20 protein-coding genes are annotated in these 20,710 nt (G+C 72.8%); 10 read left to right on the top strand and 10 right to left on the bottom strand.

Annotated features, from left to right (window positions below; translation table 11 throughout):
• Positions 1 to 43 precede the first annotated feature (43 nt).
• The gene (locus OHU34_RS06490; RefSeq protein WP_235034652.1) at positions 44 to 457 is read left to right on the top strand and encodes a DUF4440 domain-containing protein; all 414 of its coding nucleotides are present in this window, start codon (positions 44 to 46) and stop codon (positions 455 to 457) included.
• Positions 458 to 459: 2 nt separating this feature from the next.
• Here the strand turns inward: OHU34_RS06490 and OHU34_RS06485 are convergent, their stop codons facing one another.
• The gene (locus OHU34_RS06485) at positions 460 to 1,311 is read right to left on the bottom strand and encodes a LysR family transcriptional regulator (protein ID WP_405765303.1); all 852 of its coding nucleotides are present in this window, start codon (positions 1,309 to 1,311) and stop codon (positions 460 to 462) included.
• A gap of 122 nt (positions 1,312 to 1,433) precedes the next feature.
• Between OHU34_RS06485 and OHU34_RS06480 the strand changes: the two genes are divergently transcribed.
• On the top strand, positions 1,434 to 2,324 hold the full coding sequence (locus tag OHU34_RS06480; RefSeq protein WP_405765300.1) for an NAD(P)H-binding protein: 891 nt from the start codon (positions 1,434 to 1,436) through the stop codon (positions 2,322 to 2,324).
• A gap of 50 nt (positions 2,325 to 2,374) precedes the next feature.
• Here OHU34_RS06480 and OHU34_RS06475 read toward each other — a convergent pair whose 3' ends face one another.
• Positions 2,375 to 3,259: a LysR family transcriptional regulator gene (locus tag OHU34_RS06475; protein WP_230196664.1), complete on the bottom strand. Its 885-nt coding sequence runs from the start codon at positions 3,257 to 3,259 to the stop codon at positions 2,375 to 2,377.
• Between the two features lie 131 nt (positions 3,260 to 3,390).
• On the opposite strand from OHU34_RS06475, the gene OHU34_RS06470 reads away from it, so the two are divergent.
• The 6 genes from OHU34_RS06470 (at position 3,391) to OHU34_RS06445 (ending at position 9,994) form a co-directional block, all read left to right on the top strand.
• Complete coding sequence (locus OHU34_RS06470) at positions 3,391 to 4,062, top strand: succinate dehydrogenase (protein WP_142268190.1); 672 nt, start codon at positions 3,391 to 3,393, stop codon at positions 4,060 to 4,062.
• Positions 4,063 to 4,064: 2 nt separating this feature from the next.
• On the top strand, positions 4,065 to 6,023 hold the full coding sequence (locus OHU34_RS06465) for a fumarate reductase/succinate dehydrogenase flavoprotein subunit (protein ID WP_230196665.1): 1,959 nt from the start codon (positions 4,065 to 4,067) through the stop codon (positions 6,021 to 6,023).
• Positions 6,020 to 6,769 carry a succinate dehydrogenase/fumarate reductase iron-sulfur subunit gene (locus tag OHU34_RS06460; RefSeq protein ID WP_230196666.1) on the top strand — a complete coding sequence of 250 codons (750 nt, stop codon included), beginning with the start codon at positions 6,020 to 6,022 and terminating at the stop codon, positions 6,767 to 6,769. Before OHU34_RS06465 ends, OHU34_RS06460 begins: the two co-directional genes overlap by 4 nt.
• A 260-nt stretch (positions 6,770 to 7,029) precedes the next feature.
• Positions 7,030 to 7,794: a GNAT family N-acetyltransferase gene (locus OHU34_RS06455; RefSeq protein WP_405772166.1), complete on the top strand. Its 765-nt coding sequence runs from the start codon at positions 7,030 to 7,032 to the stop codon at positions 7,792 to 7,794.
• Positions 7,794 to 8,927, top strand: coding sequence for a lysophospholipid acyltransferase family protein (locus tag OHU34_RS06450; protein WP_405765296.1), 1,134 nt, complete (start codon positions 7,794 to 7,796; stop codon positions 8,925 to 8,927). Before OHU34_RS06455 ends, OHU34_RS06450 begins: the two co-directional genes overlap by 1 nt.
• 11 nt (positions 8,928 to 8,938) lie before the next feature.
• Positions 8,939 to 9,994: an NAD-dependent epimerase/dehydratase family protein gene (locus OHU34_RS06445; protein ID WP_405765293.1), complete on the top strand. Its 1,056-nt coding sequence runs from the start codon at positions 8,939 to 8,941 to the stop codon at positions 9,992 to 9,994.
• Here the strand turns inward: OHU34_RS06445 and OHU34_RS06440 are convergent.
• The 3 genes from OHU34_RS06440 to rpmF all read right to left on the bottom strand — a co-directional run bounded on the left by OHU34_RS06440 (position 9,991) and on the right by rpmF (position 13,760).
• Positions 9,991 to 12,360, bottom strand: coding sequence for an excinuclease ABC subunit UvrA (locus OHU34_RS06440; protein ID WP_142267298.1), 2,370 nt, complete (start codon positions 12,358 to 12,360; stop codon positions 9,991 to 9,993). The genes OHU34_RS06445 and OHU34_RS06440 overlap by 4 nt on opposite strands.
• A gap of 133 nt (positions 12,361 to 12,493) precedes the next feature.
• Positions 12,494 to 13,507, bottom strand: a complete 1,014-nt coding sequence (locus OHU34_RS06435) for an LLM class flavin-dependent oxidoreductase (protein ID WP_405765289.1) — start codon at positions 13,505 to 13,507, stop codon at positions 12,494 to 12,496.
• Between the two features lie 82 nt (positions 13,508 to 13,589).
• The gene (gene rpmF / locus OHU34_RS06430) at positions 13,590 to 13,760 is read right to left on the bottom strand and encodes a 50S ribosomal protein L32 (protein WP_142267300.1); all 171 of its coding nucleotides are present in this window, start codon (positions 13,758 to 13,760) and stop codon (positions 13,590 to 13,592) included.
• 105 nt (positions 13,761 to 13,865) lie between these two features.
• Between rpmF and OHU34_RS06425 the strand changes: the two genes are divergently transcribed.
• Positions 13,866 to 14,357 carry a hypothetical protein gene (locus tag OHU34_RS06425; protein WP_142267301.1) on the top strand — a complete coding sequence of 164 codons (492 nt, stop codon included), beginning with the start codon at positions 13,866 to 13,868 and terminating at the stop codon, positions 14,355 to 14,357.
• 67 nt (positions 14,358 to 14,424) lie between these two features.
• Here the strand turns inward: OHU34_RS06425 and OHU34_RS06420 are convergent, their stop codons facing one another.
• Positions 14,425 to 14,640, bottom strand: a complete 216-nt coding sequence (locus OHU34_RS06420) for a dodecin (RefSeq protein ID WP_020127554.1) — start codon at positions 14,638 to 14,640, stop codon at positions 14,425 to 14,427.
• A gap of 230 nt (positions 14,641 to 14,870) precedes the next feature.
• Between OHU34_RS06420 and OHU34_RS06415 the strand changes: the two genes are divergently transcribed.
• Entirely contained in the window at positions 14,871 to 16,127 is a 1,257-nt protein-coding gene (locus OHU34_RS06415) for an extracellular solute-binding protein (protein WP_405765284.1), read from the top strand.
• Between the two features lie 81 nt (positions 16,128 to 16,208).
• On the opposite strand, the gene egtD is transcribed toward OHU34_RS06415, so the two are convergent.
• From egtD to egtA, 4 genes are read right to left on the bottom strand one after another with little or no spacing between them, the layout of a single operon-like run.
• Positions 16,209 to 17,171, bottom strand: coding sequence for an L-histidine N(alpha)-methyltransferase (gene egtD / locus OHU34_RS06410; protein ID WP_230196671.1), 963 nt, complete (start codon positions 17,169 to 17,171; stop codon positions 16,209 to 16,211).
• On the bottom strand, positions 17,168 to 17,959 hold the full coding sequence (egtC, locus tag OHU34_RS06405; protein WP_142267304.1) for an ergothioneine biosynthesis protein EgtC: 792 nt from the start codon (positions 17,957 to 17,959) through the stop codon (positions 17,168 to 17,170). Before egtC ends, egtD begins: the two co-directional genes overlap by 4 nt.
• Positions 17,959 to 19,329 (bottom strand): ergothioneine biosynthesis protein EgtB, encoded by a 1,371-nt coding sequence (egtB, locus tag OHU34_RS06400; protein WP_142267305.1) that lies wholly within the window; start codon positions 19,327 to 19,329, stop codon positions 17,959 to 17,961. Before egtB ends, egtC begins: the two co-directional genes overlap by 1 nt.
• Positions 19,326 to 20,627, bottom strand: a complete 1,302-nt coding sequence (gene egtA / locus OHU34_RS06395; RefSeq protein ID WP_142267306.1) for an ergothioneine biosynthesis glutamate--cysteine ligase EgtA — start codon at positions 20,625 to 20,627, stop codon at positions 19,326 to 19,328. The genes egtB and egtA overlap by 4 nt, the downstream gene beginning before the upstream one ends.
• Positions 20,628 to 20,710: the final 83 nt, after the last annotated feature.

Raw genomic sequence — 20,710 nt, 5'->3', positions numbered from 1 at the left:
GACCCACGAGGACGACGACGTCCACCGCGCCGCGGACGACGGCCTGCACTGCCACGCGGACGACGGCGTGGACGAGGGTGTGGACGGCGGCGTGGGCGAGGCGATCGCCGGGGAGCTGGCCCTGACGGACCCCGCCGTGCGTGCCTCCCGGGCCCTCTTCGAGCGGCTGCTCGACCCCGAGTTCGTCGAGGTCGGCTCCTCGGGCCGCCGCTGCACGTACGAGGACATGCCGGCCTGGCTGCCCGAGCACCCGGGCAGCTCGCAGAGCGGCCCTCGCTACCGGCCGTCGGCGATCGAGGGCGTCCTCCTGGCGCCCGGTCTGATCCACCTCACCTACGAGAAGGACTTCGACGGCCGGCATGACCGGCGCAGCTCACTGTGGCGCAAGCGCAGCGAGGAGACGGGCTGGCGGATGTACTACCACCAGGGGACCCCGGTGCCGCCCGAGGCCGCGTAGCGTCAGCCCGCCTCGCGCTCGCGTTCGCGGGCTTCCTCGGCCACGGAGACGGCGGCCCGCACCAGCGCCGCCGCGGCCTGTGAGCGGGACTGCTGCGGCCACGCGATGGCCAGGACGGCAGGAGGCGCGTCCAGGACCGGGCGGTAGACCACGCCCGGCCGGGGATAGCGGTCGGCGACGGACGCGGGCAGCAGGGCGACGACCTCGCCGAGGCCCACCAGCGTGAGCAGCTGGGCGAGGTCCTGGCCCCTGCCGCGTACCTCGTCGATGTGGCGGTGCGCCTCGTCCGGGCGCAGCCCCAGGTCGGCGAGGCGCAACGCGGCCCGGGCGGCGAGCGGATGGCTCACGGCGAGGGCGGCGACGCGCGGCTCGGCGGCCAGGTCCTCCGTGTCCAGGCCGGTGCGGTCGTACGGCTCGTAGACCAGGGCCACATCGGCCTCGCCCCGGCACAACAGCCGGGACTGCTCGTGCCAGGCGCACAGCCGGACGGCGACCGGCACCGCCGCGGGGTCGGACGCGTACCGGGCGAGGATCCCCTCCAGCAGCCCGGCGTCCCCGTCGGCCTTCACCGCCAGCGCGAGCTTCGGCTCGGGGGCCGCGGCCCGCCGGGCCCGTCGCCCCGCGGCCTCCAGCGCGTCGAGCGCGAACCGGGCCTCCACCAGCAGGACTTCGCCCGCCGGGGTCAGCGACACGCTGTGCGTGGTCCGCTCGAACAGGACCGCCCCCAGCTCCGTCTCCAGCTGTCGGATCGCGCGGGACAGCGGCGGCGGCGAGATGCCCAGCCGGTCGGCGGCGCGGGCGAAGTTGAGTTCCTCGGCGACGGCGACGAAGTAGCGCAGCGGGCGGGACTCCATGGGCGGCCCTCCGATCGGTATTGCTCTGAGGGTAACAACCGCGAGCCGATCGATCCTTCAGTTCCGACGCGCGGGGCAGCAGGCTCGACGCATACCGACCGCCGCGAGCTCTGGAGCAGTTCATGATCGTCATCACCACTCCGACCGGCCAGATCGGCCGCGAGGTCCTGGCCCGTGTGCTCGACGCCGGCGACGCCGCGTCACCGGTCCGGGTGATCGTCCGCGACCCCGCCCGGCTCTCGCCGCAGACCCGCGAACGCGTCGAGGTCGTCCAGGGGTCCCACGCCGACCCCGCCGTCCTGAAGGAGGCGTGCGAGGGCGCCGACCGGATCTTCTGGCTGGTGCCGCCGACGCCCGGGGCGGACGGCGTCGAGGGCCACTTCCGTGCCTTCACCGATCCGCTGCGCGAGCTGGTCGAGGGCCAGGGCGTCGAGCGGGTGGTGGCCGTCTCGACCCTCGGCCGGGGCGTCGCCGAGAACGCGGGACAGATCTCGGCTTCCCTGGCCATGGACGAGGCGATCGCCGCCACGGGCGTGCACTACCGGGCGCTGTGTCCGCCGTCGCTGATGGAGAACCTGCTCCGCCAGACGGCGTCGATCCGCGCCGAGGGTGTGTGGTCGGAGGCGCTCGCGCGGGATCGCGTGGTGCGCACCTGCGCCGTCCGGGACGTCGCCGCCGAGGCGGCCCGGCTGCTCCTGGACGACTCCTGGACCGGATACGCCGACGTTCCGCTGGTGGGCCCCGACGCCCTCAGCCCCGAGGGCATGGCCCGGGTCGTCTCCGAGGTGCTGGAGCGGCCCGTACGGGTCTGGCAGATCACCGTCGCCGACCTGAAGGCGAGGCTGACGGGCTTCGGCGCCACGGAGGCCTGGGCACAGGGGGTGGCCGACATGACGCACGCCCAGAACACCCAGGGCTTCTACGGCGCCACCCAGCCCAGCACCCCCGACACCGCGCCCACGAGCTTCCGCCAGTGGTGCGAGGAGGTCCTGAAGCCGGCCGCCCACGGCTGACACCGCCAGGGTCGCCGCCTCGCAGGTGCGGGGTCGGGCGCGGGTGCTGGTCAGCGTTCCAGCAGCATGCGCTGGAGTTCTCGGGCCGCCCTCGGCGGAGCCACATCGCTGCGGTGTGCGAGGGCGATCGCGCGGTGCAGGCCGGGGCGGGCGAGTGGGGTGACCCGTAGGCCCCGGCCCGACCGGGCGGCCACCATCCGGGGGACGACGGCCACCCCCAGCCCGGCCCGGACGAACCCGAGCACCGCGTCCATCTCCCCGCCCTCCACCGCGAAGTCCGGCTCGAACCCCTCGGCCCGGCATGCGGCCACGGTCAGTTCCCGCAGGTCGTAGCCGTGCCGGAACATCACCAGACGCTCGCCCTCCAGGTCGGCGATCCGTACGGTCCGCCGTCCGTGCCCCGGCCGGGAGGCCTCCGGGGAGGACACCACCACCAGGTCCTCGCGCAGCAGCTCCACCGTCGTCAGGGCCGGGGACGGGGTCGGCAGGGGCAGGACGACCAGGGCGAGGTCGAGGGCGCCGCGGGCCAGCTCCCGGACGAGGTCGTGCGAGCCGCCCTCCTCGATCAGCAGCCGGATGCCCGGATAGCGGTCGTGGAAGGCGCGCAGCACGTCCGGCAGCAGACCCGTGCACAGACTCGGCGTCGCCCCGAGTCGCACCCGCCCGCTGCGCAGCTGCACCAGCTCCTGCACCTCGTACCGGGCGGTCTCCGTGTCCGCGAGGATCCGCCGCGCCAGCGGCAGCAGTGCCTCGCCCGCGTCGGTGAGCGTGATGTTGCCGCGCGCCCGCAGGAACAGATCCGCCCCCAACTCCCGTTCCAGCGCCTTGATCTGCTGTGAGAGAGAGGGCTGCGCCACATGCACGAGCTCGGCGGCCCGGGTGAAGTGCCGGGTCTCGGCGACCGCCACGAAGTACTGGAGCTGCTGGAACTGCATGCCCCCAGCCTACGTCCGCGATAGGTGCTGGCTATGGAATCGAGGCGGACCATGTCTTGGACCGATGAGGTGGTCCGGCCCTAGCGTCTTGACCCATGGCTCTGGTAACGCGGACGGACCGACGACCGTCCATGGCGCGCACCGTGTGGGACTCCTCCGTCGGCAAGAAGACGGTGATGGCGGTCAGCGGCATGATCATGCTGCTGTACCTGGTCGTCCACGTCATCGGCAATCTGAAGATCTTCTTCGGCGCGGAGGAGTTCAACCACTACGCCCACTGGCTGCGCACCGTGGGCGAACCGTTCATGCACTACGAGTGGACGCTCTGGCTCGTGCGCGTCGTGCTGGTCGTCGCGGTGGTCGCCCACGCCGTCTCCGCGTACCAGCTCAGCCGCCGCGACATCAGGGCGCGGCCCAGCAGGTACGTGCACAAGAAGCCGCGGGCGAGCTACGCCACCCGCACCATGCGCTGGGGCGGCATCATCCTGGCCCTGTTCATCGTGTGGCACATCCTCGACCTGACCACCGGCACCGTGCACAGCGGCGGCTTCCAGGAGGGCCACCCGTACCAGAACGTCGTGGACACCTTCTCCACCTGGTACGGCAACGTCATCTACATCGTGGCGATGCTCGCCGTCGGACTGCACGTCCGGCACGGCTTCTGGAGCGCCGCCCAGACCCTCGGCGTCGGCAGCCGCACCCGCGACCGCGCCCTCAAGACCGTCGCCGACGTCCTCGCGCTGCTGCTCACGGCCGGCTTCCTCGCCGTACCCGTGGGCGTCATGACCGGAGTGGTGAGCTGAACATGACCGACTTCTCCGCCTACGCGGACTACCGGACCGGTGAGCCGGTCGTCGACACCAAGGCCCCTTCCGGCCCCGTCGCCGAGCGCTGGGACAAGCGCCGCTTCGAGGCCAAGCTGGTCAACCCGGCCAACCGGCGCAAGCACACGGTCATCGTCGTGGGCACCGGCCTCGCGGGCGGCTCGGCGGGCGCCACCCTCGCCGAACAGGGCTACCACGTCGTCCAGTTCTGCTACCAGGACTCCCCGCGCCGCGCCCACTCCATCGCCGCGCAGGGCGGCATCAACGCGGCGAAGAACTACCGCAACGACGGCGACTCCATCCACCGTCTGTTCTACGACACCGTCAAGGGCGGCGACTTCCGGGCCCGGGAGTCCAACGTGCACCGGCTCGCGCAGATCTCGGTCGAGATCATCGACCAGTGCGTGGCGCAGGGCGTGCCCTTCGCGCGGGAGTACGGCGGGCTGCTCGACACGCGTTCGTTCGGCGGCGTACAGGTGTCGCGGACCTTCTACGCCCGCGGCCAGACGGGCCAGCAGCTCCTGCTGGGCGCCTACCAGGCCCTCAGCAGGCAGATCGCCGCCGGCAACATCGAGATGCACCCGCGTACCGAGATGCTCGACCTGATCGTCGTGGACGGGCGGGCGCGCGGGATCGTGGCCCGGGACCTGATCACCGGGAGGATCGACACCTACTTCGCGGACGCCGTCGTGCTGGCGAGCGGCGGCTACGGAAACGTCTTCTACCTGTCGACCAACGCCATGAACTCCAACGCCACCGCGATCTGGCGGGCGCACCGGCGAGGGGCGTACTTCGCCAACCCCTGCTTCACGCAGATCCACCCGACCTGCATCCCGCGCACCGGCGACCACCAGTCCAAGCTGACGCTGATGAGCGAGTCGCTGCGCAACGACGGCCGGATCTGGGTGCCGAAGGCCAAGGGCGACGACCGTCCGCCGAACCGCATCCCCGAGGAGGAGCGCGACTACTACCTGGAGCGCATCTACCCCTCCTTCGGCAACCTGGTCCCGCGGGACATCGCCTCCCGCGCCGCCAAGAACGTCTGCGACGAGGGCAAGGGCGTCGGCCCCGGCGGACAGGGCGTGTACCTCGACTTCGCCGACGCCATCGCACGCATGGGCCGCAAGGCCGTCGAGGCCAAGTACGGCAACCTCTTCGACATGTACCAGCGGATCACCGACGAGGATCCGTACGAGGTCCCGATGCGGATCTACCCGGCGGTGCACTACACGATGGGCGGGTTGTGGGTCGACTACGACCTCCAGACCACCGTCCCCGGCCTGTTCGCGATCGGCGAGGCCAACTTCTCCGACCACGGCGCCAACCGCCTCGGCGCCTCCGCGCTGATGCAGGGGCTGGCCGACGGCTACTTCGTGCTCCCGGCCACCATCAACGACTACCTCGCCCGCAACCCGCACCAGGGCGAGGTGACCCTCGCACACCCCGTCGTCCAGGAGGTGCTGGCGGAGACCCAGGACCGCCTGAACCTGCTGCTCTCGGTCGACGGCGACCGCACCCCGGACTCCTTCCACCGCGAGGTCGGCGAACTCATGTGGGAGTTCTGCGGCATGGCCCGCACCGACGCCGGTCTGCGCAAGGCCCTCGAACGCATCCCGCAGATCCGCGAGGAGTTCTGGCGGCGCATCAAGGTGCCCGGCACCGGCGAGGAGTTCAACCAGTCCCTGGAGAAGGCCAACCGCGTCGTCGACTACCTGGAACTCGCCGAGCTGATGTGCCTCGACGCGCTGCACCGCGCCGAGTCCTGCGGCGGCCACTTCCGTGAGGAGTCGCAGACCCCGGACGGCGAGGCGGCCCGGCGGGACGAGGAGTTCGGGTACGCGGCCGCCTGGGAGTTCACCGGGACGGGCGAGGCCCCGGCCCTGCACCGGGAAGACCTGGTCTTCGAGTACGTCCACCCCACCCAGCGGAGCTACGCATGAGGCTCAACCTGCGCGTCTGGCGGCAGAAGAACGCGGACGCCGACGGCGCCATGTCCACGTACGAGGTGGACGGCATCTCACCCGACATGTCCTTCCTGGAGATGCTCGACACCCTCAACGAAGAGCTCATCCTGCGCGGCGACGACCCGGTCGCCTTCGACCACGACTGCCGCGAGGGCATCTGCGGCGCGTGCTCGCTCGTCATCAACGGCGACGCGCACGGCCCGGAACGGACCACCACCTGTCAGCTGCACATGCGGTCCTTCCGGGACGGCGACACGATCGACGTCGAGCCGTGGCGGGCCGCCGCCTTCCCGGTCGTCAAGGACCTGGTGGTCGACCGGAGCGCCTTCGACCGGATCATCCAGGCCGGCGGGTACGTCACCGCCCCGACCGGCGCCGCCCCCGAGGCCCACGCGACGCCGGTGCCCAAGCCCGACGCCGACTTCGCCTTCGAGCACGCCGAGTGCATCGGCTGCGGGGCGTGCGTCGCCGCCTGCCCGAACGGCGCGGCGATGCTGTTCACCTCCGCCAAGGTCAACCACCTCAACGTGCTGCCGCAGGGCGCGCCCGAGCGGGAGACCCGGGTGCTGGACATGGTGGCGCAGATGGACGAGGAGGGGTTCGGCGGCTGCACGCTGGCGGGCGAGTGCGCGACCGCCTGCCCGAAGGGCATCCCGCTGGTGTCCATCACCGGGATGAACAAGGAGTGGCTGCGGGCCGCTCGGAAAGTCACGAAGCGGTAGCGCCGTAGGGCGGACCGTGGGTCGGACGTTCGCCGACAAGGTGCGGACGGGCGGGGCCGGGAGTGGTGCTCATCCCCGGCCCCGCCAGGCATCCGGGGCACGGGAGGGGGCGGTGACTCCCGGGATTCAGCAGCCGCACATCCACGGGCCCCGCGCAGGTCACGCCGAGGCCAGCCGGGCGCGGAAGAAAGCAGGTGCAGATTCCCCGTGCACCGTCCCCATGCTTCTTCCGCTCGGCGCAGGAGACCTCCATGACCGCCATGCCCGTCGCACCCCCCGCTCTCGCCGTGCCGCCCGGCGGTTCCGGCTATCTCGTCTCGCTCGCTCGCGACCAGGACGACGTCCGGGCCGCGCAACGGCTGCGCCACCAGGTGTTCGCCGGGGAGCTGGGCGCCCGGCTCGTCGGCCCGGAACCGGGTCTGGACACGGACGCCTTCGACGCCTACTGCGATCACCTGCTCATCCGTGACAACGCCACCGGTGAGGTGGTCGGCACCTACCGGCTGCTGCCGCCCGAGCGGGCCGCGATCGCCGGACGGCTCTACTCCGAGGGCGAGTTCGACCTCGGACCGCTCGACGCGATCCGGGCCGGCCTGGTCGAGGTCGGCCGCTCGTGCGTGCACCCCGACCACCGGGACGGCGCCGTCATCGGGCTCATCTGGGCCGGAATAGCCCGCTACATGGTGGACCGCGGCCACGAGTGGCTGGCCGGCTGCTGCTCGATCCCGCTGGCCGACGGCGGCACGCTGGCGACGGCGACCTGGGACCGGGTGCGCGACAAGCACCTCGCCCCGCCGGAGTACCGGGTACGGCCGCTGCGGCCCTGGACCCCCAACGGCACCGGCCCGGCAGCGCGCACCGAACTCCCGGCCCTGCTGCGCGGCTATCTCCGCCTCGGCGCCTGGGTGTGCGGGGAGCCCGCCCACGACCCCGACTTCGGCGTCGCCGACCTGTATGTGCTGCTGCCGATGAGCCGGGTCAACCCGCGCTACCTGCGGCACTTCCTCTCCCTCGTCCCGGCCTGATGAGCGTCTGGCTGCCCAGCGCGCCCTGCACCCCGCGGGCGTGCGTGGAGGCGACGGCGACCCGCACGACCGTGCCCCGGGCCGTGCTGCGACTCACGGCGGTGGTCGTGCTGGTCCTGGTCGGGGTGGTGCTGGCGCCGGTCGGCGGCCGGTTCCCGTCCCGCGTGGTGCGGTACTGGAGCCGGACCGTCGTGCGGGCGGCGGGGGTGCGGGTCCGGGTGACCGGCGCGACCGCGCCCACCGGCACCGGGCTGCTGCTGGTCGCGAACCACATCTCCTGGCTGGACATCCCGCTGCTGGCCGCCGTCCGCCCGGCCGGGATGCTCGCCAAGGACGAGATCCGCAGGTGGCCGGTGGCGGGCACGCTGGTCGCGCGCGGCGGTGTCCTGTTCATCGACCGCGACCGGCTGCGGGCCCTGCCCGCCGCGGTCGCCGGGATCGCCGACGCCCTGCGCGCCGGGCGGGCGGTGGCGGTGTTCCCGGAGGGGAGCACCTGGTGCGGCCGCGCCCATGGGCACTTCCGGCGGGCGGTGTTCCAGGCCGCCCTGGACGCCCGGGTGCCGGTGCAGCCCGTACGCATCCGCTACCGGGACCGTGCGGGAGCGGCCAGCACCGTGGCCGCGTTCGTCGGCGACGATCCGCTGCTCGCCTCCCTGTGGCGGGTGGTGTCGGCGCGGGGCCTGGTGGCGGAGGTCGAGGTGCTGCCCGTGCTCGCGCCGGGCAGCCACCCCGACCGCAGGGCGCTGGCCGCGGCCGCGGGCGCCCAGGTGCTGGACGGCCCGCCCGAACGACAGGTCATGGCCCCGCCCGGTCGGCCCGGCGCCGTGCCCGGCCCGGTGCGCCGCCGCCTCCGCGGTGCGCGCGAGGTGCTCCGGGGGACCGGGGAACGCGCCGGAGTTCCGGTCCGGCACCCGGTCAGGCTTCCGGAGCGGGTACGTGCCGCGGGGGCGGGGCCCGCGGCCCAGGGCGAAGGCCGGGTCGCCGAGCCGGCCGAGTTCGCCAAGTCCGTCGATTCCGTCGGTTCCGTCGAGTCCGCCGACCGGGCCCGGTGGGGCGGGCCGTCGGACGTATTGCGTTCAAGTCGGGTGTCGTCGGCCGACCTTGATGGGATCATGACGCATCCCGACCTCTGAGGGGAGCGTGCGTGAGCGGAAGCCCGGCCGGCCGGACGGTACTCGTGACGGGGGGCAGCGGATTCGTGGCCGCCCATCTCGTACAGCAGCTCCTGGAGCGCGGCTACCACGTGCACACCACCGTGCGCGCGACGGCGAACGAGGCCAAGCGCCGGCCGCTGCGCGCGCTGGGGGACGCTCATCCCGGCCGCCTCGACCTCTTCGAGGCGGACCTGCTGACGGAGGGCTCCTTCGACGAGGCCATGAAGGGCTGCACGGTGGTCTTCCACGTGGCCTCGCCCTTCCTGATGCCGGAGAAGATCAAGGACGGCCCGCGGGACGTGGTGGAACCGGCCCTGGCGGGCACGCGCAACGTCGTGGCGGCGATCGAGCGCACCGAGACCGTCGAGCGGCTGGTCCTCACGTCCACGGTCGGGGCGATCTTCGGCGACTACGCCGATGTGCGGGAGATGGACGACCAGACCCTGTCGGAGAAGTACTTCAACACCACCAGCACCGTGGAGAACAACCCGTACCACTACGCCAAGACGGTGGCCGAGCAGGCCGCCTGGGAGGCCGAGGCCGCCCAGAGCCGCTGGCGCATGGTCTCCGTCAACCCCGGCCTGATCCTGGGCCCCTCCCTCACCCCCGGCTCGGACTCGGGCAGCCTGTTCCTTCTGGACGAGCTCTTCAAGGGCTACTTCTTCTACGGCGCCCCGGACTTCAGCTTCACCACGGCCGACGTCCGCGATGTCGCGGCGGCCCACATAGCGGCGGCCGAACACCCCGCGGCGCACGGCCGCTACATCGTCGCGGCGCAGGAGATGACCTCCTTCCACCAGATGTCGAGAGCCCTGCTGAAGCACCACCCGGGAAACCTGCGCCTGCCCCGGACCGCCCTCCCGCACTGGCCGGTGCGGATCCTCGGCCCCGCCTTCGGCCTCTCCCAGGAGTACATCCGTAACCACCTCGGCATCCGCTTCCGGGTCGACAACCGCAGAAGCACCGAGGAACTGGGCCTCACCTACCGTCCGATCGAGGAGACCTTGGTGGACCACCACCGGGCCTGGCGGGAGCAGCGAGGCTAGCGGAGCGTGCCCAGCACCCGGCGCAGATACGGCGCCGTCGCGCTCTCCTCCGACGCCGCCACCTCCTGCGGCGTCCCCGTCGCGACGATCCGCCCGCCCGCGTCGCCGCCGCCGGGCCCGAGGTCGATCACCCGGTCGGCGCCCGCCACCACGGACATGTCGTGCTCGACGACGACCACGGTGTGCCCGGCGTCGACCAGGCCGTGCAGCTGCCGCATGAGGACCTCGACGTCGGCCGGGTGGAGACCGGCCGTCGGTTCGTCGAGGAGGTAGAGCGTGCGGCCGCGGCGGCCGCGCTGCAACTCGGCGGCCAGCTTGATGCGTTGGGCCTCGCCGCCGGAGAGTTCCGTCGCCGGCTGGCCGAGGCGCAGATAGCCGAGGCCCACGTCGAGGAGGGTGGCCAGACTGCGCGAGACGGCCGGGACGTCGGCGAAGAAGTCCGCCGCCGACTCCACCGTCAGGTCCAGTACCTGCGCGATGTTCCTGTCCCGGTAGGCCACTTCGAGTGTCCCGGGGTTGTAGCGGGCGCCGCCGCAGTCCGGACAGGGCGCGTAGGTGCTGGGCAGGAAGAGGAGTTCCACGCTCACGAAACCCTCGCCCTGACAGGTCTCGCAGCGCCCTCCCGCCACGTTGAAGGAGAACCGGCCGACACCGTACTTCCTGGCCCGGGCCGCGTCCGTCGCCGCGAAGACCTTGCGGACCACGTCGAACAGGCCCGTGTACGTCGCCAGGTTCGAGCGCGGGGTGCGGCCGATCGGCTTCTGGTCGACCGCGACCAGCCGGCCCACGCCGGGCAGGTCCTGCGTGATCTCCCCGACGAGCGTCGACTTTCCCGAGCCCGAGACGCCGGTCACCGCCGTGAACACGCCCAGCCCGAACTCGGCGGTCACCCCGCGCAGGTTGTGCCGGGTCACCGGTCCGACCGTCAACCGGCCCCGGGCGGAGCGGACTTCACGTGCGGGCGCCGGAGAGCGGCCGAACAGGAAGCGTGCCGTCGCCGACTCGGCGACGGAGGCCAGGCCGGCCACCGGGCCGCTGTGCAGCACCCGCCCGCCGTGCTCGCCCGCCCGCGGGCCCACGTCCACCAGCCAGTCGGCGGCACGCATCACGTCCAGCCGGTGTTCCACCACGAACACCGAGTTGCCCGCCGCCTTCAGCCGCTCCAGCACCGTGAGCAGGGCCTCCGTGTCCGCCGGGTGCAGTCCCGCCGACGGCTCGTCGAGCACGTACACCACGCCGAACAGCCCGGAGCGCAGCTGGGTCGCGATCCGCAGCCGCTGGAGCTCGCCCGCCGACAGGGTGGGGGTGGCGCGGTCCAGGCCGAGATAGCCGAGTCCGAGTTCGAGGACGGGAGCGATACGGGTGCGGAGGTCGTCGGTGAGGACACGGGCCGTCTCGGTCGTCCCCTCGAGGAGCCGGGCGAGTTCCGCCAGCGGCAGCGCGGCCAGTTCCGCGATCGTGCGGCCCGCGAAGGTCACGGCGAGCGATTCCGGCCGTAGCCGGCCGCCGGCGCACGCCGGGCAGGGAGCGGCCGTCAGGAAGCGTTCCGCCCTGGCCCGCAGGGTCTGGCTCCTGGAGTCCGCGAAGGTCTTCATCACATAGCGGTGGGCGCTCATATAGGTGCCCTGGTAGGGGCGTTGGATGCGGTCCGCGTCCCGCACCGGGTGGACCGTCACCACCGGCTGCTCGTCCGTGAACAGGATCCACTCCCGCTGCTCGGCGGGCAGTTCGCGCCACGGGACGTCGACGTCGTGGCCGAGCGTGTCGAGGATGTCCCGCAGGTTCTTGCCCTGCCAGGCACCCGGCCAGGCGGCGATCGCACCCTCGCGGACGGACAGCGACGGGTCCGGTACCAGCGACTCCTCGGTGGTGCGGTGGACCTCGCCGAGGCCGTGGCACTCGGGGCAGGCCCCGGCCGCCGTGTTGGGGGAGAAGGCGTCCGAGTCGAGGCGCTCCGCGCCCGGCGGATAGTCGCCCGCCCGGGAGAAGAGCATCCGCAGCGAGTTCGACAGGTTCGTGACGGTGCCCACCGACGAGCGCGAGGTGGGGGTCGAGCGGCGCTGCTGGAGCGAGACCGCCGGGGGCAGTCCGGTGATCTCACCGACCTTCGGCGCGCCGACCTGGTGGATCAGCCGCCGCGCGTACGGCGCGACCGACTCGAAGTAGCGGCGCTGGGCCTCCGCGTAGATCGTCCCGAACGCCAGCGACGACTTCCCGGAGCCGGACACCCCCGTGAACACGGCCACCACGTCGCGCGGGACGTCGACGTCCACGCTCCGGAGGTTGTGCTCGCGGGCTCCGCGGACCCGGACGTACCCGTCCTTCGTGGACGGCTCGGCGCCGTGCGGCTCGGGCGGGCTCGTCATGGGGGGGAACTCCGTACGGGTCTTCGGCTGTGCGGTCGGCCGCTGCCGGGGCGGGACAAACCCCGCAATCGTATGCGCGCGGGGCGAGCGGTGTCCGCTGAGCCGCGCCCGGTGACCTGCGCGATGGCCGTGGTCAGCCGGCGCCCCGCTGCGCGTGCACGATCCCGGCGAGCCGCCGGTAGGAGTCCAGCAGCGCGGCCCGGTCGTAGGTGCTGGTGGTGACCAGGACCTCCTGCGCCCCCGTCTCCTTCAGCACCGTCTCCAGCGCGTCCGCGACCTGCTCCTCGGTGCCCGCGAGATGGCCGGTGAGCCCGGACTCGTAGAAGCCGCGCTCCTTCGCGGTCATCGCGCGCAGCCCGGCCTCCTCGGCCGGTGGCAGGGGCGGGAAGGTGCCGTGGGTGCGGGAGTACGCCATCGACCAGGCCTCCGGGACCAGGAGCCGTCGTGCCTCCTCGGGCGTCCCCGCCACCGCGATCGTGCCGGAGATGACCACATAGGGCTCCGACGCCCAGGGGGAGGGCCGGAAGAGGGCCCGGTAGCGGTCGATGCCGCGCCGCATCTTCTCGCGGCCGCGGAGGTCGCCGATCACCATCGGCAGGCCCGCGCGGGCGGCGATCTCCGCGCCCTCGCCCATGGCCAGCACGAACGGCGCCACGGTCAGGCCTTCCGAGGGCCGGGCGTGCACCCCCGTGGGCGAGCCGCCGAGGAACCAGCCGAGCAGTTCCCGGAGCTGTCCCGCGAAGTCGTCCGCGTCGTCCTTGTCCCGCCCCAGCGCCCTGCGCACCCCGTCGGTGAAGCCCACCGAGCGTCCCAGGCCCATGTCGACGCGGCCCGGGAACAGGGACTCCAGGACACCGAACTGCTCGGCCACGACCAGGGGCCGGTGGTTGGGCAGCATCACCCCGCCGGTGCCGACCCGGATCCGGTCCGTCGCGCCGGCCACGGCCGCGGCCAGCACCGTGGGCGCCGATCCGGCGACCCCGGGCACGCCGTGGTGCTCCGAGACCCAGAACCGGTGGTAGCCCAGCGCCTCCGCCTCCCGTGCCAGCCGCACCGTGTCCCGGAGCGCCTCGGCGCCGGTGTGGCCCTCGCGCGTGCGCGAGCGGTCGAGGACGGAGAAGCGGGCCGAGGCGATCACGGAGCTCATACGGGGTTCAACACCGCGGGGCCCGCTGGATTCCCCGCACGGCGTGATGCCCTGCGCGGGACCCCGCGGGAGTCGACGCGGGTCAGTCCTCGGGGAGCAGCAGGCCGCGCCGGTACGCCGCCACCAGGTGCTGGGGCACGAGACGGCGGACGCCGCCGACGGTGACCGGTACGAGCTGTGGCGTGCTCGCCTTCCACTGGGCGCGGCGGTGCCGGGTGTTGCTGCGGGACATCTTCCGCTTGGGAACGGCCATGGGAAACCTCCTCGGTGGGCTCGGGTGAGCTGCGAGGAAGCTATATGAAAATGGATCCCATGAGCAATAGGCGTCGGCCGGGACCGGCTGTCTAGGGTGGACGGCGTGACCGACAGCAGCAGGCGACCCGTCGCCGTCTTCGACCTGGACAACACCCTCGCCGACACGGCCCACCGGCAGCGGTTCCTGGAGCGCAGCCCGCGAGACTGGGACGCGTTCTTCGCGGCCGCGCCGCAGGATCCGCCGATCCCCGAGGGTGTCGCGATGGTGCTGGCCCGTGCCGAGGAGTGCGAGGTCGTCTACCTCACCGGCCGGCCCGAGCGCTGCCGACGCGACACGCTGGAGTGGCTCGCCGCGCAGGGGCTGCCGGAGGGCCGCGTCCATATGCGGCGCAACGACGACCGCAGGCCCGCCCGGCGCACCAAGCTGGAGGTGCTGCGCCGACTGGCCCGCGACCGGGAGGTGCGCGTCCTGGTGGACGACGACGAACTGGTGTGCGCCGATGCCCGACGGGCCGGTTTCGCCGTCGTCCTGGCACGTTGGACGGCTCCTTCGGGCGCGCTGAAGCAGGCGCAGGAGGGTGAGGGGCGTACCTGAGGCGCGGTCGTGCGGAAGGTGCGGCCGTACGGGAAGAGCGCGGCCCCCCGGGAGGGGTGCCGGGCCGTCAGGCCGACTCGTCCAGGCGGAAGCCGACCTTCAGGCCCACCTGCCAGTGCGCGATGTCGCCGTTCTCGATCTGGCCGCGCACCTGCGTCACCTCGAACCAGTCCAGGTTGCGCAAGGTCTGCGAGGCGCGGGTGATGCCGTTGCGGATGGCGTCGTCGACGCCGTCCGGTGAGGTGCCGACGATCTCCGTGACCCGGTAGGTGTGCTTCGACATCAGGGTGCTCCTCTCGACCGTGACGGCCTCGTCACGTGTGTCACGCGTCACTCCACCGTGCCCCAAGCTGCGGCGGAGCGCGAGGCGTCGGACCGGACGGGTCCCTTCCGCCCGGTCCCTCTTGACCCCCCGCATTGGTCCATACCAAAATCCGGGACACCCGTACGAGCGCCGCGCTCGTCCCCCACGTCGGGCCTCTCGCCCTGTCCGCCGGGCAGAACAGGACCCCCGTGAGACGTCGCCTCCTCGCCCTCCTCTGCGTGTCCGCCTGCTTCCTGACCGCCTGTGGCGTGCTGCCGGGTACGGGGCCCGACCGCCGGACGGTCACGGTGTGGCTGATGAAGGACAGTGCGTCGCAGGAGTTCCTGGACCGGTTCACCGAGGACTTCGAACACGTCCACCCCGATCTCGACCTCGACATCCGTATCCAGGAGTGGACCGGGATCGGCGGCAAGGTGGAGGCCGCGCTGGAGGCCGACGACGGGAACGGGCCGGACGTCATCGAGGTCGGCAACACCCAGGTCCCGCAGTACGTCGACGGCCGCGGACTGCTCGACCTGACCCTGGAGGCCGCCGCGAAATGGGGCCGGGACGACTGGCTGCCCGGCCTCGCCGAACCGGGGCAGCAGCGCTTCCACCAGTACGGCATCCCCTGGTACGCCGCCAACCGGGTCGTGATCTACCGCAAGGACCTCTTCGAGCAGGCCGGCATCACCGCTGCGCCCCGCACCCGCGCCGAGTGGCTGGCCGCCACCGAGAAGCTGAACGCGGACGGGAACCAGGGCATCTACCTGGCCGGGCAGGACTGGTACACGCTCGCCGGGTTCATCTGGGACGAGGGCGGCGACCTCGCCACCGAGGACGGCGGCCGCTGGGAGGGCGCCCTGGACACCCGGGCCGCCCTGCGCGGCATGGACTTCTACCGGCGGCTCCAGTCCCTCGGCGGCGGTCCCGTGGCGGCGGACGAGGAACACCCGCCCCAGGCGGGGGTGTTCGCCGCGGGCAAGGTGGCGCAGATCGTGGCCGTGCCCGGACTGGCCCGCGCGGTGGTGCAGCAGAATCCCGCCCTGGACGGCGAGTTGGGCTTCTTCCCGGTGCCCGGCAAGAGCGCGGACAGGCCCGGCGCGGTCTTCACCGGCGGCTCCGACCTCGTCGTCCCGCGCAACACCGACGTCAGACAGGGCGCCGTCGCGGTGGTCGCCGCACTGACCGGCGCGGAGTGGGACACCGAACTGGCACGCACCATGAACTACGTGCCGAACAAGGCGAAGCTGGCGAAGTCCGTGGCCGTCGAGGAGGGGGTCGCGGCCATGGCGGCGGGGGCCGCGCAGGGCCGCGCGACCCCCAGCACACCCGAGTGGGCCGCCGTCGAGGCGGACAACCCGATCAAGGACTACATGACGAAGGTGCTCACCGGCGCCGACCCGGCGACCGAGTCCCGCCGCGCCGCCCGCCGGATCACGGAGGCGCTGACGGTGACCTTCTGACGGCCTCGGCCGTCCTGCCCGGTGCTCACCACCGGGCAGGGTTCAGCGGGTGCTCGGCGGGCGGGACTCAGCGGGCGGTGCTCAGCGGGCGGTGCTCAGCGACAGCGCGAAGCGGCCCGCGCCGTCCGTCCACCAGTGACTCAACTCCAGGTCGGCGGCGGCAAGTTCCGTGCGCACTCCCTCCTCCCTGAACTTCGCCGACACCTCGGTGCGCAGTTCCTCGCCGGCCGCGAAGTCGACGGCCAGGTCGAGCGCGGGAACCTTCACGGTCTGCTCCGTACGCGAGCGCAGCCGCATCTCGATCCACTCGTTGTCCGCGTCCCAGAGGGCGACGTGGCCGAAGGCCGCGGGGTCGAAGTCGGCCCCCAGCTCACGGTTGACCACGGCCAGCACGTTCTTGTTGAACTCGGCCGTCACACCGGCCGCGTCGTCGTACGCCCGCACGAGCACCCGCTCGTCCTTGACGAGGTCGGTGCCCAGCAGCAGCGCGTCGCCCGGCGCGAGCAGCGCGCGCACCGAGGCGAGGAACAGCGCGCGCTCGGCCGGCAGCAGGTTGCCGATCGTGCCGCCGAGGAAGGCCACCAGGCGGGGCCCCGGGGTGTCGGGCAGTGCCAGTGCCGCCGTGAAGTCGGCGATCAGGGCGTGCACGTTCAGTCCCGGCCGCTCGGCGATCAGGGCCTGCCCGGCCTGGGTGAGGGCGCTCTCGCTGACGTCGACGGGCACATAGGTGTCCAGGCCGGTCAGCGCGTCGATCAGATAGCGGGTCTTCTCCGAGGAGCCCGAGCCGAGTTCGACGAGCGTGCGGGCACCGGCGGCCGCGGCGATCTCGCCGGCCCGGTCCACGAGGATCTCGCGCTCGGCGCGCGTCGGGTAGTACTCGGGCAGTTCGGTGATCTGCTCGAACAGCTCACTGCCGTGCGCGTCGTAGAACCACTTCGGCGGCAGCGTCTTCGGGGCGTCGGTGAGGCCGCGCTGGACATCGGCGCGCAGCGCGGCGTCCGTGGCGTCCTCGGGGAGGGTGCGGGTGATGCGGAACGGGCTCACGTGCCGGTCTCCTCGGTCGGTGCGGATGCCGTGTCGGTGCTCGGTTCCTTGAGCGGGGTGAGCAGGACGTCGGCGCGGCTCGCCGCGAGCAGGGTGCGGTCGGGGACCTCCTGCCAGCGCGGATCGTCGTCGTACGGTTCGGAGGCCACGACCGTGCCCCGGCCGGGCTCCGCCAGGTACCAGAGGGTGTCGCCCCAGACGGTGGCGGTGATGGACTCCCCGTCGGTGAGGAGCAGGTTGAGGCGGGAGCCGGGAGCCGCCGCGGCGACCTCGAGCACCGTGTCCGCCATCGCCTGGCTCCCCGTGTCGCCGGCGCGCAGCCGGGCGAGGACCAGGGCCCAGACGAACGCGGAGTCGTTGCGCGCCTCCATCGACAGCAGGTCCGCGGCGGGCAGCGAACCGGTCAGCGACGCCAGTGAGCCCGGCCAGCCCGCGACCGCCCCGTTGTGGCTGAACAGCCAGGTCCCGGCCGCGTACGGTGCCGCCGCGGCCTCCGCGTCGGCACCGGCCAGCGTCGCGTCCCGTACGGCGGCCAGCAGCGCCCGGCTGCGGACGACCCGGGCCAGGTCGGCGAAGGACAGGTCCGCCCAGATGGGTCCGGCCCGACGGTAGCGGGCCGGCACCGGATCCCCTTCCGCGTACCAACCCACCCCGAAACCATCGGCGTTGACCGTTCCGTAGCGCTGCCGCCGGGGCGCCCACGACTGCCGGTACAGGCTGTGCACGGGCTCCACGAGGAGCCGCCCGAGCGGCTCCCCGTGCCCCAGGTACGCGAGGTGACGGCACATCAGACGGCCCCCGAGCGGGCCGTGCGGAACCCGGAGAAGATCTGCCGCCGGATCGGGTAGTCCCAGTTGCGGAACGTGCCCCGGCAGGCCACCGGGTCCACCGCGAACGAACCGCCGCGCAGCACCTTGTACTCGGGGCCGAAGAAGACCTCCGAGTACTCCTTGTACGGGAACATGCGGAAGCCGGGGTAGGGAAGGAAGTCGCTGGACGTCCACTCCCACACGTCGCCGATCAACTGCCGTACCCCGAGCGGCGACGCACCGGCCGGGTAGCTGCCCGCCGGGGCCGGCCGCAGATGGCGCTGGCCCAGGTTGGCGTGTTCGGGAGCGGGTTCGGCGTCGCCCCACGGGTAGCGCATCGAGCCGCCGGTCGCCGGGTCGAAGCGGGCCGCCTTCTCCCACTCCGCCTCGGTGGGCAGCCGGCGTCCGGCCCAGCGGGCGTAGGCGTCGGCCTCGTACCAGCACACGTGCAGCACCGGCTCGTCGGGCGGTACGACCTCGGTGACCCCGAAGCGGCGGCGCAGCCACTGCCCGCCGTCCCGGTGCCAGAACAGCGGGGCGCGGATGCCGCTGCGGAGCACGTGCGCCCAGCCCTCCTTCGTCCACCAGCGCTCGTCGTCGTAGCCGCCGTCCTCGATGAACGCCTGGTAGGCGCCGTTCGTCACCGGGGTGGTGTCGATGTGGAAGGGGGCCACCTCGCGCCGGTGCGCCGGCCGTTCGTTGTCCAGCGCCCAGGGCTCACCGGAGGTGCCCATGGTGAACGGGCCGCCGGGCACGAGGACTTCGGCCGGACCGGTGAACAGCGGCACCGGGTCCGGATCGGGCGCGGTGAGGGCCTGCGGGCCGGACCGGAGCTGATGGGTGATCAGCATGGTCTCGTCGTGCTGCTGTTCGTGCTGCGCGATCATCCCGAAGGCGAAACCTGCCTCCGTCAGCCGGGTGCCGCCGAAGTCGGCGGACTCCAGGACGTCCATCACCCGGCCGCGTACCTCAGCGGCGTACCGGCGGGCCTCGTCCGGCGGCAGCAGCGGCAGGGAGGGCCGTTCGGCACGCGAGTGCTCGAAGGCGTCGTACAGGCCGTCGATCTCGGGGCGCATCGCCTCACGGCCGGCCACCGTGCGCAGCAGCCACAACTCCTCCTGGTTCCCGATGTGCGCGAGGTCCCACACCAGGGGGGACATCAGGGGGGAGTGCTGGGCGGTGAGGTCGGGCTCCTCGACGCAGCTCGTCAGGAGCGTGGTGCGCTCCCGGGCCGTGGTGAGGGAGGCCAGCACCCGGGTGCGGAGGGTCTCCGCGTCCGGGCCGGGGCCGTCGTCGAGGTCGGGAACGGCGTCCAGCGCCTGCCCGGTGTCCAGGGCGGGGTCGGTCATGTGCGGAGGTCCTTCCCGTACGCGCGGGTGTCCGTGCCGCGCAGGCGGTCGAGCAGGTCGTCGGCGGGGGTGCGGCCCTGTAGGACGTACCGCTCGAGGTAGTCCGACACGGCGTCCGTCACCGCCTCGGTGGCGCCGAGGCGGGGCAGCGCCCGCAGAGCCGTGGTGAAGCAGGTGACGGCGACCTCGTGCAGCTCCGGGTCGGTCAGTCCGTACCGGGCCGCGTCGATCCACAGCGGATTGTGCGGGGCCGGCAGCGGCTGGGCCCGCTCGGCCAGCGGCTTCACCGCGCGATAGACGTTCTCGGCGGCCTCCGGGTCGTCGAAGAGCGCCGTCGTCACGGCGAGCGGCACGATCCAGCCGTCGTCGCCGGGCTGCGCGTCGATCATGCGCAGTTCCAGGTGGCCGCGCGGTCTGACCGGTGGGAACAGCGTCGTGAGGTGGTAGTCGAGGTCCTCCCGGGTCGGTGCTCCCGTCCGGGTCCACTGCCGGAAGGTGAGCCGGTCGGGCACCTCCCACGGCCCGCTGTCGCGTCGGACGCACATCACCGGCGCGTCCAGTACGTGCCGGGCCCAGGCCGCGCGCGGATCGCCGTCCAGAGGGGGTCCGCCCGCGCGGCCGGCGCCGATCTCCGTCCACAGGAGCTGCCGGGTGGAACGCCAGCCGGTGGGCGCGCCGCCGAGCAGCGGGGAGTTGGCGAAGGCCGCCACCAGTACGGCGCCCAGGGTGTGCGACAGCGACCAGCGCCGTCCGTGCCCCAGGGGGCCGGGCTCCTCGTACCCGGCGTCCAGGCAGACCTGCACGGAGGCCGAGGTGCACATCATGGCGCGGCCGGCCGGGCCCGTGCGGTCGAGGCATGCCTCCATGGCGTCGTAACGGGGCTCGTGGAGGAACCGGCGGGGTGTGCGCCAGGGGTCCGTGCCGTGGCCGGAGAGGGCGAGACCCTGCTCGGCCAGGACCGCGCGGACGGCGGTCAGATCGGCGGAGACGATGCCCACGCACTCCATCAGGGAGGCGGCGGGCGGCGAGCTCAGTTCCAGCTGGCCGCCGGGTTCGACGGTGAGCGGTGAGCTCAACGGCAGGGTGCGCAGTGCGGCGTAGGCCGCTTCGAGCCGTTCGGGTGTGACGGGGAGCCGCGGTTCGCGCAGCTCGTGAACGAGCCATTCCACCTCGACCCCGACGGTGCGGGGTGGTCCGGTCTTGAAACAGATGCCCCTGACCAGGGCCTCCACCTCGGCTTCGGTGAGGGCGCTGCGGGTCGGGGTCTCGTCGGTACAGTCGCTGACTGAGTCGGACATGTCGGGATCCTCCTGAGATTCCACCATGCCACCGGTCCGGCCTCGGTGCGGCCGGACAGGCATCGCTCGTCCCACCCAAAACC

This window comes from Streptomyces sp. NBC_00080 (genome assembly GCF_045041255.1).
Taxonomy (GTDB): Bacteria; Actinomycetota; Actinomycetes; order Streptomycetales; family Streptomycetaceae; genus Streptomyces; species Streptomyces coriariae.
This window is presented reverse-complemented; position numbering and strand designations above follow the sequence as displayed.